At 67.3% G+C, this 14400-nt stretch carries 16 protein-coding genes and 1 tRNA gene; 12 read left to right on the top strand and 5 right to left on the bottom strand.

Features of this window, described 5'->3' with window-relative positions; translation table 11 throughout:
- Positions 1 to 12 precede the first annotated feature (12 nt).
- Positions 13 to 207 (bottom strand): Sec-independent protein translocase subunit TatA, encoded by a 195-nt coding sequence (tatA, locus tag OG730_RS18940; protein WP_327305333.1) that lies wholly within the window; start codon positions 205 to 207, stop codon positions 13 to 15.
- 345 nt (positions 208 to 552) lie between these two features.
- On the opposite strand from tatA, the gene OG730_RS18935 reads away from it, so the two are divergent.
- The 4 genes from OG730_RS18935 to OG730_RS18920 all read left to right on the top strand — a co-directional run bounded on the left by OG730_RS18935 (position 553) and on the right by OG730_RS18920 (position 4145).
- Positions 553 to 2226 carry a recombinase family protein gene (locus OG730_RS18935; protein ID WP_327305332.1) on the top strand — a complete coding sequence of 558 codons (1674 nt, stop codon included), beginning with the start codon at positions 553 to 555 and terminating at the stop codon, positions 2224 to 2226.
- Between the two features lie 295 nt (positions 2227 to 2521).
- Positions 2522 to 2743 (top strand): hypothetical protein, encoded by a 222-nt coding sequence (locus OG730_RS18930; RefSeq protein WP_327304749.1) that lies wholly within the window; start codon positions 2522 to 2524, stop codon positions 2741 to 2743.
- Positions 2744 to 3461: 718 nt separating this feature from the next.
- Positions 3462 to 3541 (top strand) — tRNA-OTHER (locus tag OG730_RS18925).
- A gap of 235 nt (positions 3542 to 3776) precedes the next feature.
- Positions 3777 to 4145 carry an HNH endonuclease gene (locus tag OG730_RS18920; RefSeq protein WP_327305331.1) on the top strand — a complete coding sequence of 123 codons (369 nt, stop codon included), beginning with the start codon at positions 3777 to 3779 and terminating at the stop codon, positions 4143 to 4145.
- A gap of 223 nt (positions 4146 to 4368) precedes the next feature.
- On the opposite strand, the gene OG730_RS18915 is transcribed toward OG730_RS18920, so the two are convergent.
- Positions 4369 to 4533 (bottom strand): hypothetical protein, encoded by a 165-nt coding sequence (locus OG730_RS18915; protein ID WP_164494120.1) that lies wholly within the window; start codon positions 4531 to 4533, stop codon positions 4369 to 4371.
- A gap of 641 nt (positions 4534 to 5174) precedes the next feature.
- Here OG730_RS18915 and OG730_RS18910 point away from each other — a divergent pair.
- On the top strand, positions 5175 to 6110 hold the full coding sequence (locus OG730_RS18910; RefSeq protein ID WP_327305330.1) for a major capsid protein: 936 nt from the start codon (positions 5175 to 5177) through the stop codon (positions 6108 to 6110).
- 73 nt (positions 6111 to 6183) lie between these two features.
- On the opposite strand, the gene OG730_RS18905 is transcribed toward OG730_RS18910, so the two are convergent.
- The gene (locus OG730_RS18905) at positions 6184 to 7290 is read right to left on the bottom strand and encodes a helix-turn-helix domain-containing protein (RefSeq protein WP_327305329.1); all 1107 of its coding nucleotides are present in this window, start codon (positions 7288 to 7290) and stop codon (positions 6184 to 6186) included.
- Between the two features lie 326 nt (positions 7291 to 7616).
- Between OG730_RS18905 and OG730_RS18900 the strand changes: the two genes are divergently transcribed.
- The 3 genes from OG730_RS18900 to OG730_RS18890 all read left to right on the top strand — a co-directional run bounded on the left by OG730_RS18900 (position 7617) and on the right by OG730_RS18890 (position 8594).
- Positions 7617 to 7847 carry a DUF7848 domain-containing protein gene (locus OG730_RS18900; RefSeq protein WP_327305328.1) on the top strand — a complete coding sequence of 77 codons (231 nt, stop codon included), beginning with the start codon at positions 7617 to 7619 and terminating at the stop codon, positions 7845 to 7847.
- Positions 7844 to 7972, top strand: a complete 129-nt coding sequence (locus OG730_RS18895) for a hypothetical protein (protein ID WP_327305327.1) — start codon at positions 7844 to 7846, stop codon at positions 7970 to 7972. The genes OG730_RS18900 and OG730_RS18895 overlap by 4 nt, the downstream gene beginning before the upstream one ends.
- A gap of 130 nt (positions 7973 to 8102) precedes the next feature.
- Entirely contained in the window at positions 8103 to 8594 is a 492-nt protein-coding gene (locus OG730_RS18890; protein ID WP_327305326.1) for a glycine-rich domain-containing protein, read from the top strand.
- A 335-nt stretch (positions 8595 to 8929) separates the two neighbouring features.
- Here OG730_RS18890 and OG730_RS18885 read toward each other — a convergent pair whose 3' ends face one another.
- Positions 8930 to 9172 carry a GntR family transcriptional regulator gene (locus tag OG730_RS18885; protein ID WP_327305325.1) on the bottom strand — a complete coding sequence of 81 codons (243 nt, stop codon included), beginning with the start codon at positions 9170 to 9172 and terminating at the stop codon, positions 8930 to 8932.
- A 170-nt stretch (positions 9173 to 9342) separates the two neighbouring features.
- Between OG730_RS18885 and OG730_RS18880 the strand changes: the two genes are divergently transcribed.
- The 3 genes from OG730_RS18880 to OG730_RS18870 all read left to right on the top strand — a co-directional run bounded on the left by OG730_RS18880 (position 9343) and on the right by OG730_RS18870 (position 12571).
- Entirely contained in the window at positions 9343 to 9696 is a 354-nt protein-coding gene (locus tag OG730_RS18880; protein WP_327305324.1) for a hypothetical protein, read from the top strand.
- Positions 9697 to 10112: 416 nt separating this feature from the next.
- Entirely contained in the window at positions 10113 to 12230 is a 2118-nt protein-coding gene (locus OG730_RS18875; RefSeq protein WP_327305323.1) for an FUSC family protein, read from the top strand.
- Positions 12231 to 12334: 104 nt separating this feature from the next.
- Entirely contained in the window at positions 12335 to 12571 is a 237-nt protein-coding gene (locus tag OG730_RS18870) for a DUF397 domain-containing protein (protein WP_112450436.1), read from the top strand.
- Positions 12572 to 12681: 110 nt separating this feature from the next.
- Here the strand turns inward: OG730_RS18870 and OG730_RS18865 are convergent, their stop codons facing one another.
- Entirely contained in the window at positions 12682 to 13191 is a 510-nt protein-coding gene (locus OG730_RS18865) for an ATP-binding protein (protein WP_327305322.1), read from the bottom strand.
- A 297-nt stretch (positions 13192 to 13488) separates the two neighbouring features.
- On the opposite strand from OG730_RS18865, the gene OG730_RS18860 reads away from it, so the two are divergent.
- Complete coding sequence (locus OG730_RS18860; protein WP_442814954.1) at positions 13489 to 14349, top strand: Sco1979 family transcriptional regulator; 861 nt, start codon at positions 13489 to 13491, stop codon at positions 14347 to 14349.
- Positions 14350 to 14400 lie beyond the last annotated feature (51 nt).

Raw genomic sequence — 14400 nt, 5'->3', positions numbered from 1 at the left:
CGAAGGCCCCGATCAGCGCTCGGCGGGGGCCGGCGCGGCCGGCGCCGCCGGCTCCTCCTCGCGCAGCGCACGTGCCTCCGCCTTCAGGATGCGGGCGGACCGGCCCAGCCCGCGGGCCATCTCGGGAAGCTTCTTCGAGCCGAACACCATCAGGCAGACGAGCACGATGATGGCGACGTGCCAGGGTTCCAGGGCGTTCCTGAGCATGGGTGTGTCCGCCTTCCGGTGGGTGCCGGCAGCCTGCCGGGACGGTGCCGGAACCGGCCCGTCGGGCCGATGATCGGCGCTGGCGGCCTACGGCGCCATAGATCGGGCCAAGCCTGAAGAACACCTGAGGCCCGGCCCGGGGGTGTGGCCCGGCTGCCCTGCGGGGCTGTCCCCTACCCGCCCTTCGCCTGTTCCCCGGGCTCTGCCCGGACCCGGTCCTCAAACGCCGGACGGGCTGGAAAAATCCAGCCTCGCCGGCGTGTGAGGCGCGGGGTCTGGAGTGGAACCAACACCCTGGGTCCTACTCGGTAGCGGGCCGTTTCCGCAGGTCACAAAGGCTTTCGCATGTCTACGAGCACCCTCGCGCGTTCTGCTAGGCAAGAACTGCCCCCCACAAGGGGCATGAACAAGACTACTGACGGACTGTGCCCGTGCCACGGACGACCGTATGTAGACCTCCTCCTCCGTAAGTCGAAGATCGTCCGCGAGGGCGAGCGCGCTCTGTCCATCCGGGCGCAGGAGGACCGGGGCCGGGCATGGGCAGACGAGCACGGGTACTGCGTGCGAAAGATATGGCGCGAGAACCTGTCCGCCTGGTCGGACGTACAGCGCCCGAAGTACGACGCAGCCATGACCGCAGTCCTCGCCGGCGAAGTGCCCGCGCTCTGGTGCTACGCGCTCGACCGCTTCAGCCGCAAGGGTGCTGAGGCGGTAGTGCCGATCCTCGGCAAGGCTCGCGTGATCTTCGACTACGAGCGTCTCGACTCGCTGGACGAGCGGGATCGCCGATGGATCATCGACCGGGCCGAGAACGCGCGCGAGTACTCACAGCGGCTGAGCTACAACGTGCGGGGCACAAAGTCTCGGCAGCGCACCGAGGGCAAGTGGCTGTCCAAAGCACCCTTCGGGCTGGTTGCGGTCCCCGGTACGCGGAAGCTGATCCCGGATCTCACCCCGTACATGTGCACCGTTGCCGACAAGCGGGAAGTCACCCCGTGGGAGATCGTCCAGCGCGTATTCAAGGCCATTGGCGAGGGCATGTCGTCCCGCGCGCTGACCCGGAAGCTGAACAGTGAGGGTCTGCGGACCGGTACCGGGGTCCCGTGGCGGGCCGACGCGGTGCGGGCGATCATCATCCACCCCGTATATGAGGGGTGGCTTACGCACTGCCCCGGCGGTAAGGCGCACCGTGACCGCGTGCCGTTCCTGAACAACGAGGGCGAGCGGGTGCGCGTGGTCACGGACGAGACGTTGCCGAACATGATCCCGTCCGAGCTCGCCGAGCGTGCCCGCCGTGTGCTGTCCGGGAACCAGACCATCAGCAAGGCTGCCCCGACTCCGGGCCGCGCGGTCCGAGCACTGACCAGCCGCATGCGATGCGCATCCTGTGGCAGCGCCATGACGTTGGAAGGGGACTCGTACGCCTGCACCCGCTACGGCGACGGAGCCGAAGCGTGCGCCGATCCCGCGTTCGTCACCCGCAAGGCCGTCGAAAAGTACGTGGTGCAAACGTGGTCCGAGCGGCTCGCAGTCACTGACGATGAGGACCCGCTGTTGGTTGCCGTAGCCGAACGGTGGCAGGCCATTACCCGCCCCGAGGAGACACAGGTCATCAGGGACGCACGCGCCGAGCTGAAAGCCGCACAAGCCAAGCTCGACAAGTTCCACGCGGACGACGCGAACGACTTCTATACGGGCCGCTCCGCCCGGTACCGCATCCCGCACAAGAACGCTGCCGAAGCACGGATCAGCAAGGCTGAGACCGCGCTCGCCGAGCTCGTCGGCAACACCGGTCCCGTATCTCTCTCGTTCCTGCTGAACGGCAACGGTGAGAAGTACTGGAACACCGCCAACGCGAGCATGCAGCGCGACCTACTCGGACTCGCTATAGACACCGTGACCGTGACGAAGTCTCCGGGGCGCGGACGGCGCTTCGACGGGATGAAGCGCGTCACCATCACATGGGCCACCCCCGAGGGTGCCGAGCCCGACGCAGACGGGTTCGAGCAAGCCGCCTAGCGGCCCTGTAAGGACAGAACAGCCCCGGACGGCCCCCGTGATCATCCGGGGCTTTCTGCGTGCCCCTCGCGGCCCGGTACGCTCTTCGCACCCCGCGCCGACATGGGTGTGCGGGCTAGGGCTGGTGCCTTACAGGTTCGTCCTGGAAGCAGTACGACCAGCCCGCCTCGCCCCGGTAGTCCCTTCGGACCGCCGGGGCTTTCTGCTGCCAACTTGCGCAGAACCGCCACACGCCACATTCGCGCTGACTATGATCTTGGCGACCTATACAGTCCTACGCCTCAAAGGGGAACAAATGAGCGACGAAAAAGTCGCAGAAGCCACCCATAGGCTCTCAACCCTCCAGCATGAGAGGAAAGAGCTAGCCGATGCGCTGAAGAACGAAAGCCGACGCGGAAATTCCGCAGAGGTGGCTAGGCTAGAGGATGAAATTAAAACATGTGACAAGAAGATCGAAGAAGTGAATCGAGACCTGCGAGCCGCCCGCATGAGTCTGGCCACGGAGGGCACCGAGTAATCAGCCGAGCCGCACCGCCCCGGCATCCCTCGGGACCGCCCCGGCATCCCTCGGGACCGCCGGGGCTTTCCCATGTCCGCAGACGGGCGTACAGGGCCCCTCGTGCCCCCTCGCTGGCTGCCCTCGGGCTTGGAGCTCTCGGCTCTACAGCGAAGCGGTTGGTGTTGGGGTGTTGAGTTCAACCATTTTTTAGAAACACATAGAAAAAATAGAAAGAAAGAGAACCAGGGTCTCCTTCGGCACCGCGTCACCTCTTCGGACGCGGGAAACCTCCGCCCTCCACTGTGGGGAGAGAGTGAACGGCCCGCTCGTCCGGATGGACGCGGGAAACCTTCGCCCTCCACAGCTGGGGAGAGAGCGAGCGGTTCGAGTGTCCGAGCGGCACTGGAAACCTTCGCCCTCCACTACTGGGGAAGCAAGGGACCGAACAGTCCAGACGGACGCGGGAAACCTTCGCCCTCCACTACTTCCGAGAGCGGGACTACCGCGCACCCACCCAACGGGGGAACCGGGCGGACTGAGTGCCCGCTCTCGGATACAGCGTTGCCCGTGCTACACCGCACCCCGCGTTACCGGGGTGGCCAGGAGTCGACGTGTGGCAGCGCGAGCGGGGACCACACCGCCCATGGGTAACCCACCCTCCGGGGTGCGCCGAAAGGGGTTGTAAGCGCGTGTGGTCCCCAACTCGTCTGGACCGGTTCGCCGGCGAGGGCAACCCGTCCCCGCAGTTCATTGGTTGCGAACGGCCGTCTTACAACAATCCGGCGGTCGATGCTGGTTCGAATCCAGTCGGGAACACGCACTGCGGCACGGTCCGACCAGGGCTTACGCCGATCGACAACGAGCACCAGGAGCACGACGAGCGCAGAGCTTGTCAACCAAAACTGACGCTACCTGGTAGCACCCTTACGGCCCGCTGACCCAACGGCAGAGGTGCGCGGTACCGGCCCCGCGAGGGGACATCGGCCGCAGAGATCCGAGGTTCGAGCCCTTGGGCGGGCACGCATCAACAACGACCATCAGGGGGCAGCACATGCGCTGTATCGACTGCACCGAGCCTGCGACCCATCGGGGCCGCTGCAAGCCACACCACGGGGCCTACGAGGGACGGACAACGGTCCGCACCCGACGAGCCCGGAGCCGACACCGTGCGGCCCGCTATGACGCTGCTGCGAGGCTTCGCCGGCTCGTGACGGACCGGGGCTCGGGATGGTGTGACTGGTGCCTGAACGACTTCCCCGCGAACGGGGTGGACGTGGACCACGTGCGTCCGCTGTCCCTCGGTGGCGAGGACGTGGCAGGGAACGTGCAGGTCTTGTGCCACCCGTGCCACCAGCTCAAGACCCGTACTGAGTTCGGGGCCGCTGTTGCCCCCAGGGACACCGCCCCGGACCGGCCCTAACCCGGCTCGTCCTGGTGCGGAAGGGGTGCGGTGTAGGCGTGCACTCTGCCCCGAGTAGGCCCGGGTGGTCCCCGTGCTGAAACCGGGCGGTAGAGGCGGTTCGATTTCGCCCACCCCGCGTAACGACGAAGCCCCCGGACGAATCCGAGGGCCGTGTGTCGCTCGTCCTCGCTGAAGCGGGCCCTATCCGCCGAGGCGGACGGCTCGACCTTACTGTGCTGCGTCAGGCGGACTTGTTGGGCTCGTCCTCGTTCGCTGGAGTTTCAGCGGCAGCCTTTGCAGCGGCCTTGTCGGCGGTGTCCTTCTCGTCTTCCGCCGCAATGCGCAGGAGGAAGTCTTCAGCAACCCCGTAAACAACGGGCTCGATCTTGCCCAACTCTTCGGACATCTCAGACTCCTAGCTGTGCGTCATGGCCGTAGTTCGACGCCGATCATGACATGCCAGAACGTCACGCCGCCACTACCCCTAGTCAGATTGGAGGTGATCCCCCATGCCCCGTAAGCCCCGTCCCCCGTGCTCGGTACCCGGCTGCCCTGAGCTCACCCGAGCCGGCGGACGCTGTGCCGAGCATGAGCGCGAGGCGAACGCGGACCGTGCTTCACGTGGTGGCGCTGTCTATGACACGCGCTGGCAGCGCATCCGACGTGCCTACCTGTACCGGCATCCCTGGTGCGTGCTGTGTGGCCGTCTGGCGAACGTGGCGGACCACTTCCCGCTGTCCCGACGCGAGTTGATCGCACGGGGTGACGCGAACCCTGATGCTGCGGGTCATCTTCGTCCGCTGTGCGTTGCCTGCCACAACCGCGAGACAGCAAGGCATCAGCCGGGCGGATTCGCTGCTGAGGCTCGTTCGCGGCGCGAATCGCGCGAGCTCCCGCCGTTCTGACCAGGGGGAGGGGGTCAACCCCTCTCCTTCCCGAGCGGCAGGGAGGCAAAAAACTCCCATGGCTAATTAGACCGCTTTCGCGGAGCGAAATCGAACTCCCATTTCGCTGTCAATTTCAACGCAATCAATTTTGGAGAAATGTATGAGTCTCACCCTTGCTGAATCCGCCAAGCTCTCGCAGGATCAGTTGCAGCGCGGCGTTATTGAGACGTTCGTCCAGGAGTCTCCCCTTCTGGACCGGCTCCCACTGATGCAGATTGCCGGAAACGCATACCGCTACAACGAGGAGTCCGCCCTCCCGGGCGTCTCGTTCCGCGCAGTCAATGAGGCGTACCCGGAGAGCACCGGAACGCTTAATCAGAAGATCGAGACGCTCGCCATCCTGGGTGGTGACGCCGATGTGGACAAGTTCATAGCTCAGACCCGAGGAAACCTGAACGACCAGCGAGCCATTCAGGTCATGATGAAGGTCAAGGCTGCTTCCATTCACTTCTCGGATCAGTTTTTCAACGGTGACGTGATGGTGGACCCGAAGGGGTTCGACGGCCTGCGCAAGCGGCTGTTCGGCACTCAGGTTGTCGACGCCAAGGGTCTCGGTCCGGTGGCCAACGGCTACGAGTTCTTCGATGCGCTGGACACTCTGACCGCGCGGGTCCGTGGCATCAACGGTTCCAACGGGGCTCTCTACATGAACGCCGACGTCCGGGCCAAGATCGCGTCAGGGTTCCGCCGGCTCGGTGGTTCCGAGCTGCTGACATCCGAGATAGCCGGTAAGCGGACGGTGATGTGGAACGGGATTCCGATGCTCGACGCGGGTCAGAAGCTGGACGGTACCGATGTATTGCCCCTGACCACCGGTTCGGGCGGCAAGCAGACCGGCGATATCTACGCCGTCCGCTTCGGCTCAACTGAGGCCGACGCGGGGGTAACCGGGCTGACGCATGGCGGGGTGCAGGCCACCGACCTTGGTGAGTCCCACGACAAGCCCGTCTACCGGACCCGCATCGACTTCTACTGTGGTCTTGCCCTGTTCGGCGGGAAGGCCGCAGCCCGACTGACCAACGTGCTGAACGGCTGATCAAGTACCTGAGCCCCCGTGCTCGTCTCCCTTTGCCGGGTGACGGGTGCGGGGGCTTTTGTCGTGCGTGCCGTCAGGACTCTTCGATTTCCGACATCAGAAGTCTGAGCGTCAGGGAGTGCTTCTCCGGCGGCAGCGCGTCCAACGCTCCCCGTGCGTAGGTCACCCCGCCGGACACATCGCCGGAGCGTGCGAGCATCAGACCTCTATGCATTTCAAGGTGGGTAGCGAACCGGGGAAGCTCTGCCGGGAGTTCGCGGCGCGCAGCTTCCTGTGCCTGAACGGCTCCCTGCTCGTCGCCCAAGCGGGCTAGGAGGAGCGACAGGAAGACGTTCATACGCCACCAGGGCACGGCATAGTCGCTGGTCTGTTCGTAGGACCCCGACTTGTCGAAGATGCGCCGGCCATCGTCGGCGAGCTTCAGTGCTGAGGCGCGGTCACCTCGAAGTGCTGCGGCGTGTGCCTTGCCCATTACGGCGTTCAGGAGACCTAGGGAAGGTCGATCCGATATGGCCAAGGCTTGGTCCGCCAGTACGTCAGCGATGCCCAGCGACGCCCCTTCGTACCCCAGGGCGATGGCTGCACGTCCACGTACCCAAACGCGCGCTTCGTCGTCTCCGGACTCGTCAGCAGCCTTAGCTGCCATGCGGTACCAGTGAACGGCCTTCGATCCGTCCGACCCCGGAAACGTCTTGGCGTACAGGGTCATCAGTCGGGAAGCCACTGACCAAAGTCGGGGGTCTTCCAGTTGTTGCTGCACGGTGACGAGTTCGCCGGACACCCGACGCTGGATGTCCGCAGCGCCCATCGACATGTACTCAGTGCCGTACGTGGTCAGCTTGGCTTCCCACTCATCCGATGATGGCCCGCCCCGTAGTCGGGCGGCGAATCCTGCGCTGATCAGATCAGAGGCAACCACTGGAGCTATGGCAGCCCCGGCGATGTCGGTAAGGAACTCGCGTCGGTCCACTTCACCTTCAAGGACAGCTAGGGGAACGTCGAGAACGGCAGAAAGCGCGGCAAGGTAGAACGGGCCTGGCCTGACCTTGGAACACTCCCAGTTGCTGACGTACTCCCGCGTCAGCGTTGTGCCGTGCGCGCTGTTGATCTCAGAAGCTAACCGCCCTTGGCTCCAGCCGCGAGCCTTGCGGAGATCCCGGATCAGTTCCCCGATGTCCATGCGCCCATCTTGCTACTAGGGATGCCACTAGACCGAGAGATTCTTCGCCTTCCGAGCTGGTTGCCACTACGGATCACACTAGGCCCCGCTTCCTCGGTGGCGAGACGATCCCGAGCACCGAACGCGACGCAAGGGGTGCGCATGGTGACGGCAGCGCGGCAACAAACGGCTCGGCTAGAACCGCTCGAACCGGTACCAGTGCCCGGATGCGGGGTGTGCCTCGCCCTGTTCACGGCGCGGGAGATCTCTCGGGAAGCTGGCGATCCGTGCTCCGTCGCTGTGCAGAACGCGGAACTGCGTAACCACCCTCACGGCCGGAGTGCGGCATGAGCGTGAAAGCGGTGATGCGCTACATCACCTACAGCATGCGGCGGCATCCCTCCGCCGAGACGACCGCGACCGCGCGGTGTCTGAGCTTTGAGTGCGACTGGACAGCGGAACCGACCCCGAACGCCGACGTGTGCAGCGACATGTGCATTAAGCACACAGGGCGGACAGGCCACATGACGTTCGTCCGGGAGTTCTCGGAAGTCGCAGTAGTGGAGCGCGTCCAGTGACCGACGACAACGAGGACCAGGCGCACGCGCAGTCCAGCCGGCGAAGCGCCTTAGCCGTGACCCTGGGGGCCGTCGTGTGGGTCGGGGTCGTCGTCTGCATCGTGGCCAAGGGCTGGGGCGCGTGATCGTGTCCAGCGTCCGGGACCTGGTCATGCACCGGTCGGCCGCTGGCATCGCCCGGTTTCGGTCTCCCCAGAACTCCCACCCCTCTGAGGGTCGGGCAGCGAAAGAACTCCCATTAGAAACGGAGCCCGTATGTCACAGCTTGCTGTACGTGAGGCCGCGTTACCGCTCTCCGTCCGCCTCCCGTCCGCAGGGTTCGCCATTGCCGTGCGCACCGTCGAACGGGCGAACCCTCACCTTCCGGAGGGCATGGCCGAGCGGATCGTTCGTGAGGCGGTGAAGTTCGTTACGGCGGCAGCACGTAACCGGACCCCGGGTCTCGCACTGCGCCCGTCCCGGCTCGTGGACGAGGGGTGGCACGCGCTCCTCACGGACACGAGGACGTACGGCAACCTGTGCCGACTGCTCGGCCGGTTCGTACACCACGTCCCTGAGACCCCCGCGACGAAGAAGCACGACACGGCCACCGTCGCCCGCACGCTCAAGGCCATCCGCGAAGCGGGAGACGAACCCGACGAGTACCTGTGGACCGTAGAGGCGCAGTCTGCGCTTCTGGTCTCCGCTGACTGCATGCACAGCGAGTGCACGGACGGAGGGTCCAACTGCGCGGCCCCGCCGAGCTGACAACGACTCTGGGCGGACCGCAGCAGGGGCAAGTGGTGACCCGCTAACGTTGGCTACGTTCTGCCACTAGGAGGATGCGTTGAGCGAAGAAGCGCCGAGGGTGCAGTGGACCGACCCTCGCTACGGCGAAGCGGTCACGCTGCTCGGTACATGCCGAACCGTGAAGAGCCCCAGCCAACGCCGACGCCGAGTCTGTCCGCACGGCGAGGGCGTGACGGTCATCGTCGACCCGGTCACCGGACATGCCCGCAACGTTGCCTGTGCGGATTGCTGCTCGTCGGCAGCCTGACTTACCCCTGAGCCCGCTTAGCTGCCAATCCGGCGCCTAGGCGGGCTCAAGCGTTCCCTTTCGCCGCCTGATCCGCGACGAAGGAACCCATGCCTGGTGTGGTCACGATGAGACCTTCCTCCCGCAGGGCGGCGGTCATCTTGCGAATGGTCACGCGCGTAACCGTGAACTCCTCCGCCAACTGAACTTCAGAGATCAGATGGTGCTGCGGGTACTCGCCCGACGCGATGCGCGCCCGGACGGTTTCCGCGATCTGTACCCACTTCGGGCGGGTTGGGTCGTAATCCACAGGTCGGACGCTACACAACACCAGCCAGCCACTCATAGATACGCCTGTCCATATTCAGCTATAGACAGGTAGATACAGGATGGCTACCTTCGGGAAACGAAAACGCCCCGGAAGGCCGCTGTAACGGTCCGCCGGGGCTCCGCCGAACAGCTAGAAGAGAGCTGAACGACATGCGCGAGCCTATCGGTTTCATGGTCATAGGACTGTCGTGCGTCCTCGCGGTCTACTGCGCGCTCCGATGGGAGCCGAGCCGACGAACGCCCGGGAAGCACTCCAGCGGCTACCGCCCCGAGCCTGCCCCCATGCACTACTCGGCACGGCCGTGGATCGGCCCGAGTAGCGCACAGGCCCGTGCGATCTTCCGCCCCGAGACCACTGCGGAAACCACCCTCGTACTCTCCCCGGTCCAGCGGGAACGGCGGTATGCGGCAGAATTCGCGGCCATCGGCGTGGACTACCCGTACACGTACGCGGGGGCACCCTTCCCGCGCTCCGCGTTCGCCGCAACGGGGGTCAGCACATGACCGCCGAGAACCCGTTCCCGCTCGTACTGCCTGAACGCGTCGCGCTGTGCATCCGCTGTAAAACGCTGACCAGTGCGCCCGTAGCGGTCCGCGAGATCCACAGCACCAGCGGCCCCGGTACAACGCTGTGGGCATGCCCCGAGCACGCTGTGACCCTCGGAGCGGGACCGACGTCGGAAGACGTGCACCGTGCCCCGTAGCGACTGACCGGACCGCAGGCAGCCCCGTCCGACCACGTGTCGGGCGGGGCTTTTCGCATGCCCGGACCTGCTGTTTTTCTAGGTCCCGGGGTGTAGGGTCCACCGGGGCGGAGCCCCAGGGGGGTCCGGGCGCAGCCCCGGGGGCGGGGCCCGACGCGCGGGCCCCCCGCGCCCGGGCTCCCGGGTTCCGTCCCCGGCAGGGCTACGCTCGGGGGCATGAGCTGGGTCCGGGCGCTGAAGGACACCGCCCGGGCCGGATTGCGGGTCGAGCGGACCCGGCTGCAACCCCTCCTCGCGCTCCGCGCCGCCGTCGGGCTCGCGATCGTCGTCGGCGCCGGCCTCGCCTTCCTCGGGCCGGGCGCCGCCGCCAGTTCCGCCTTCGGCGCCTACATGGCGGCCGTCGCCACGTTCCAGAAGAGCTGGCGCCCCCGGCCCGTCCTCGCGCTCGCCTCCGGGCTGACGCTGGCCGTGTCCACCTTCATCGGGTACCTCGTCGGGTCCTCGCACACCCTGGCCTTCATGCTGCTGCTGGCCGTGTGGAGCTTCGCGGCGGGCCTGATGTGGGCGGCCGGCCCCACCGCGGGCATGATCGCCTCCAGCAACGTCGCGATCATGCTGGTCACCGTCACCCTGCCCACCTCCGTGCCGCAGGCCGCGGGCCACGCCGCGATGATCGCCGGCGGCGGGGTGGTGCAGGCCCTGCTGATCCTCCTCTTTCCCATCCGGCGGTGGGGCGCCCAGCGCGACGCCCTCGCCGACGCGCTGGCCGCCGAGGCCGACTACGCGCGCCGCCTGCGCCAGGACCCGGTCGCCTCCTTCGACCCGCAGCCGCTGATGAGGGCGCGCGACGCGGCCACCGTGACGGCGCGCCAGGCCCGCCGCCGCCCCGCCGAGCTGCACGGCGCGCGGGGGCTCGCGGAGCGGATCCGGCCGGTGCTGGCGCTGCTGGCCGACCCCGCGGTCGGGGCCCCGGCCGAGGGCCCGGCGCGGGACCGGGTCCGGGAACTGCTCGCCGCGACCGGGTCGGTGCTGGACGCCGCCGCGTCCGCCATCCGGCACGGGGAGGCGGTGCGGCTGCCCGCCCCGGCCCTCGCGGTGCTCAAGGCTCCCGACACCGCCGATCTGTTCCAGGGCGCCGCGCTGCGCGCCGCGCGCAGGCTCTCCGCCCTGCTGGACGACGTACTCGACACCGCCGAGCCGGGCTCCGGGCGCACCGTGGATCCCGACGAGTCGATGCTGCGGCCCACCCTGCCGGCGCTCGTGCCGATGGTGCTGGCCGCCGTACGGGCCGAGCTGCGTCCCGGGTCGCCGATCCTGCGGCACGCCGTACGGGTCACCGCCGTGGCCTGTGCCGGCTACGCCATCGGCCACGCGTTGCCCTTCGGCCACGCCTACTGGGCCCCGATGGCCTCCGTCATGGTCATGCGGCCCGATTTCACGCAGACCTACACCCGCGCCGTGGCCCGCTTCGGCGGCACCCTGGTCGGGGTCGCCCTCGCGACGGCCGTCGTCCAGCTCGCGCACCCGGGGATGTACGTGTCCGGGCTGCTCGCCGTCGTCAGCGCGGGCCTGATGTACACCTTCATGCGCACCGGCTACGCCGTCTCGATGGTCTTCGTCTCCGCCTACGTGGTGTTCCTGCTCGGCATGGGCGGCCTGCGCTGGGACCAGACCGTGCCGGACCGCGTCATGCTCACCCTGGTCGGCGGGGTCCTCGCGATGATCTCCTACGCCGTCTACCCGGCCTGGGAGACCCCGCGCCTGCGGACCCGGCTGGCCGACTGGGTCGAGGCCGGCGGGCGGTACGCGGCAGCCGTGCTCGGGCAGTACGCCGACCCGGCCGGAGCCCACCGCGGCGAGGTGCGCGAAGCCCTGCTGGCGGTGCGCGACGCCCGGGTCGCCTGGCAGGACGCGGTGGACCGGGCCGCCGGGGAGCCGGTGCGCCACCGCGGGATCTCCCGGGCCGCGGCCGAGGAGGCGGGCCGGGCCCTGGCCGCGATGGGCCGTCACACGATGCTGCTGGAGGCGCACTTCCCGGACCGGTCCCGGCCCCCTGTCCCGGGCGCGGCCGAGCTGGCAGGGGCGCTGCGCGAGGCGACGGAGGCGGGCGCGAAGGCCGTACGGGAGCGGCGGGTGCCCGACTGGGAGGTGGTCCGGGCGGCGCTGGCCGACGGGGACGCCCCCGACCCGGGGGTGCTGCGCGGGGCGGCGCGGCAGCTGCTGGACTCCCTGGAGGAGGTCTCCGACGCGCTGCGGGCCCCGCTCCGGCCCAGGTCCGGGGAAGGGGCAGGGGAAGGTGTCGGGGAAGGCGCCGGGGAAGGTCGTCACCCTTAGTGGTGGCTTGCCCTCCGTTCGTGCACGTGCATCTGCCCATGCAGGCGTTCATGAACACAGCTATGATCCGGTGCAGTTGACATCTGCACTATCGGGGGCTTCCTGTGGACCACGCGTACAACGGGATGGCAGCTGCAGAGCTTGACGGGGTGACCTGGCAGAAGAGCAGACACAGCAACTCACAAGGTTCCTGTGTGGAGTTCGCGAAACTGCCCGGAGGCGACGTTGCCATGCGCAACTCGCGGTTTCCGGACGGACCGGCACTCGTGTACACGCCGGCCGAGATAGAAGCGCTGCTGCTGGGTGTCAAGGACGGCGAGTTCGACCACCTGATCAGCTGAAGATCGGCTGGCAGAACAGCTCAAGATCAGCCATGCACGTGCAGCGGCCGGGATTGATCGCCATGATCAATCCCGGCCGCTTGTCGTCTATGCGGCGATTGTGTGGTGCCTCAGTCCTGCAGGGTGAACAGCGCCCAGACCACCTTGCCGGTCAGCCGTCCCGCGAGCGGGTGCCAGCCCCAGCTGTCACTGTAGGAGTCGACGAGGAAGAGTCCGCGTCCCGACTCCAGGTCGCTGTTGCGCTCCGTCGCGTCCGGCGCGAAGCACCCGCCGGGGCGGTCCTCGCTGGGGTCGCGCACGGCGCACACCAGCCGGGTGCTCCACCGCATCAGGTGCAGGCGCACCGGCGGCTCGCTCTCGCCCGCGGCCGGCCTCGAGTCGTCCGGGAGGGCATGGCGCAGCGCGTTGGTGACGAGTTCGGAGACGACCAGGGCCACGTCGTCGAACCGGTCGTCGAGGCCCCACTGGGCCAGGGTGGAACGCGTGAAGGTGCGTGCACCGCGCACCGCTTCGAAGCGGGCGGGCAGGGCGCAGGACGCGGACCCGGAGACAGCCGTGGGGTCGACCGGGGGAAGCCCCTGCCGTAACGGCTCGAGCATGGTCGATCCATTCGTCCCCATGCGAGGCACTCCCGGGATTCGAAAGAACTGCGGGGCACGCAGGTGCGCGGGACCATGCTTCCGAATGCCGGAGCCGGATGCAAGGGCAGATGCACGTGCACGCGCCGGACCTGTCCGATCCCGTCACGGTTCTTGCTCATTTCTTCCTACGCAGACTTACGGACTTCTTTTACAGCTCGGCCAAATCCGTTACAGAACGAGTACGGACAGATGCGTTTTGGTGGCAGACTGCGGGCCTTGAGGGGCACGGGGGCCCCTGCGACGTATCCATCCACCGCATGGGGAGGGGCAGGAATCGTGACCGCGGAAGCCAGTGGTTCTGTGGTGCGCCGCATCCTCCTGGGCTCCCAGCTCAGGCGACTCCGAGAATCCCGCGGCATCACCCGTGAGGCGGCCGGTTACTCGATCCGCGCATCCGAATCGAAGATCAGCCGCTTGGAGTTGGGAAGGGTGAGCTTCAAGGCCAGAGACGTAGAGGACCTCCTCACGCTCTACGGAGTCACGGACGGCGCGGAGCGAGAGTCCCTCCTGGGGCTGGTCCGCGAGGCCAATGTGGCCGGCTGGTGGCACAGCTACGGAGACGTCCTGCCGGGCTGGTTCCAGACGTACGTGGGCCTGGAAGGCGCCGCCTCCCTCATCCGTATCTACGAAGTCCAGTTCGTGCACGGCCTGTTGCAGACCGAGGCCTATGCCCAGGCGGTCGTCAGCCGCGGCATGCCCAGTGCCGGCCGCGCCGAGATCGACCGCCGGGTCGCGCTGCGCCTGGAGCGTCAGAAGGTACTGGTCTCCGAGAACGCCCCCGCCTTCCACGCCGTCCTCGACGAGGCCGCGCTGCGCCGCCCGTACGGCGACCGGGACGTGATGCGCGGTCAGCTGGAGCACCTCATCGAGATCTCGCAGCGGCCGAACGTGCACCTCCAGGTCATGCCCTTCTCCTTCGGCGGCCACGCCGGCGAGAGCGGCGCCTTCACCCTGCTGCGCTTCCCCGAGTCCGACCTCCAGGACGTCGTCTATCTGGAACAGCTCACCAGCGCCCTCTACCTCGACAAAGACGAGGAAGTGAGGCAGTACGAGCGCGCGATGCTGCGCCTCCAGGGTGATTGCCCCGATCCGGACCAGACCCGGGATCTCCTGCGCGGTCTGCTCCAACTGTCTTGATTCACACGTACTATGACGCCTGATCAGGCCGTGACGATCAGAGCGTGACGA

It is taken from the genome of Streptomyces sp. NBC_01298, from assembly GCF_035978755.1.
Classification (GTDB): Bacteria; Actinomycetota; Actinomycetes; order Streptomycetales; family Streptomycetaceae; genus Streptomyces.
Note: the sequence above shows the minus strand (reverse complement) of the source record. Positions and strands in the feature narration are given on the sequence as shown.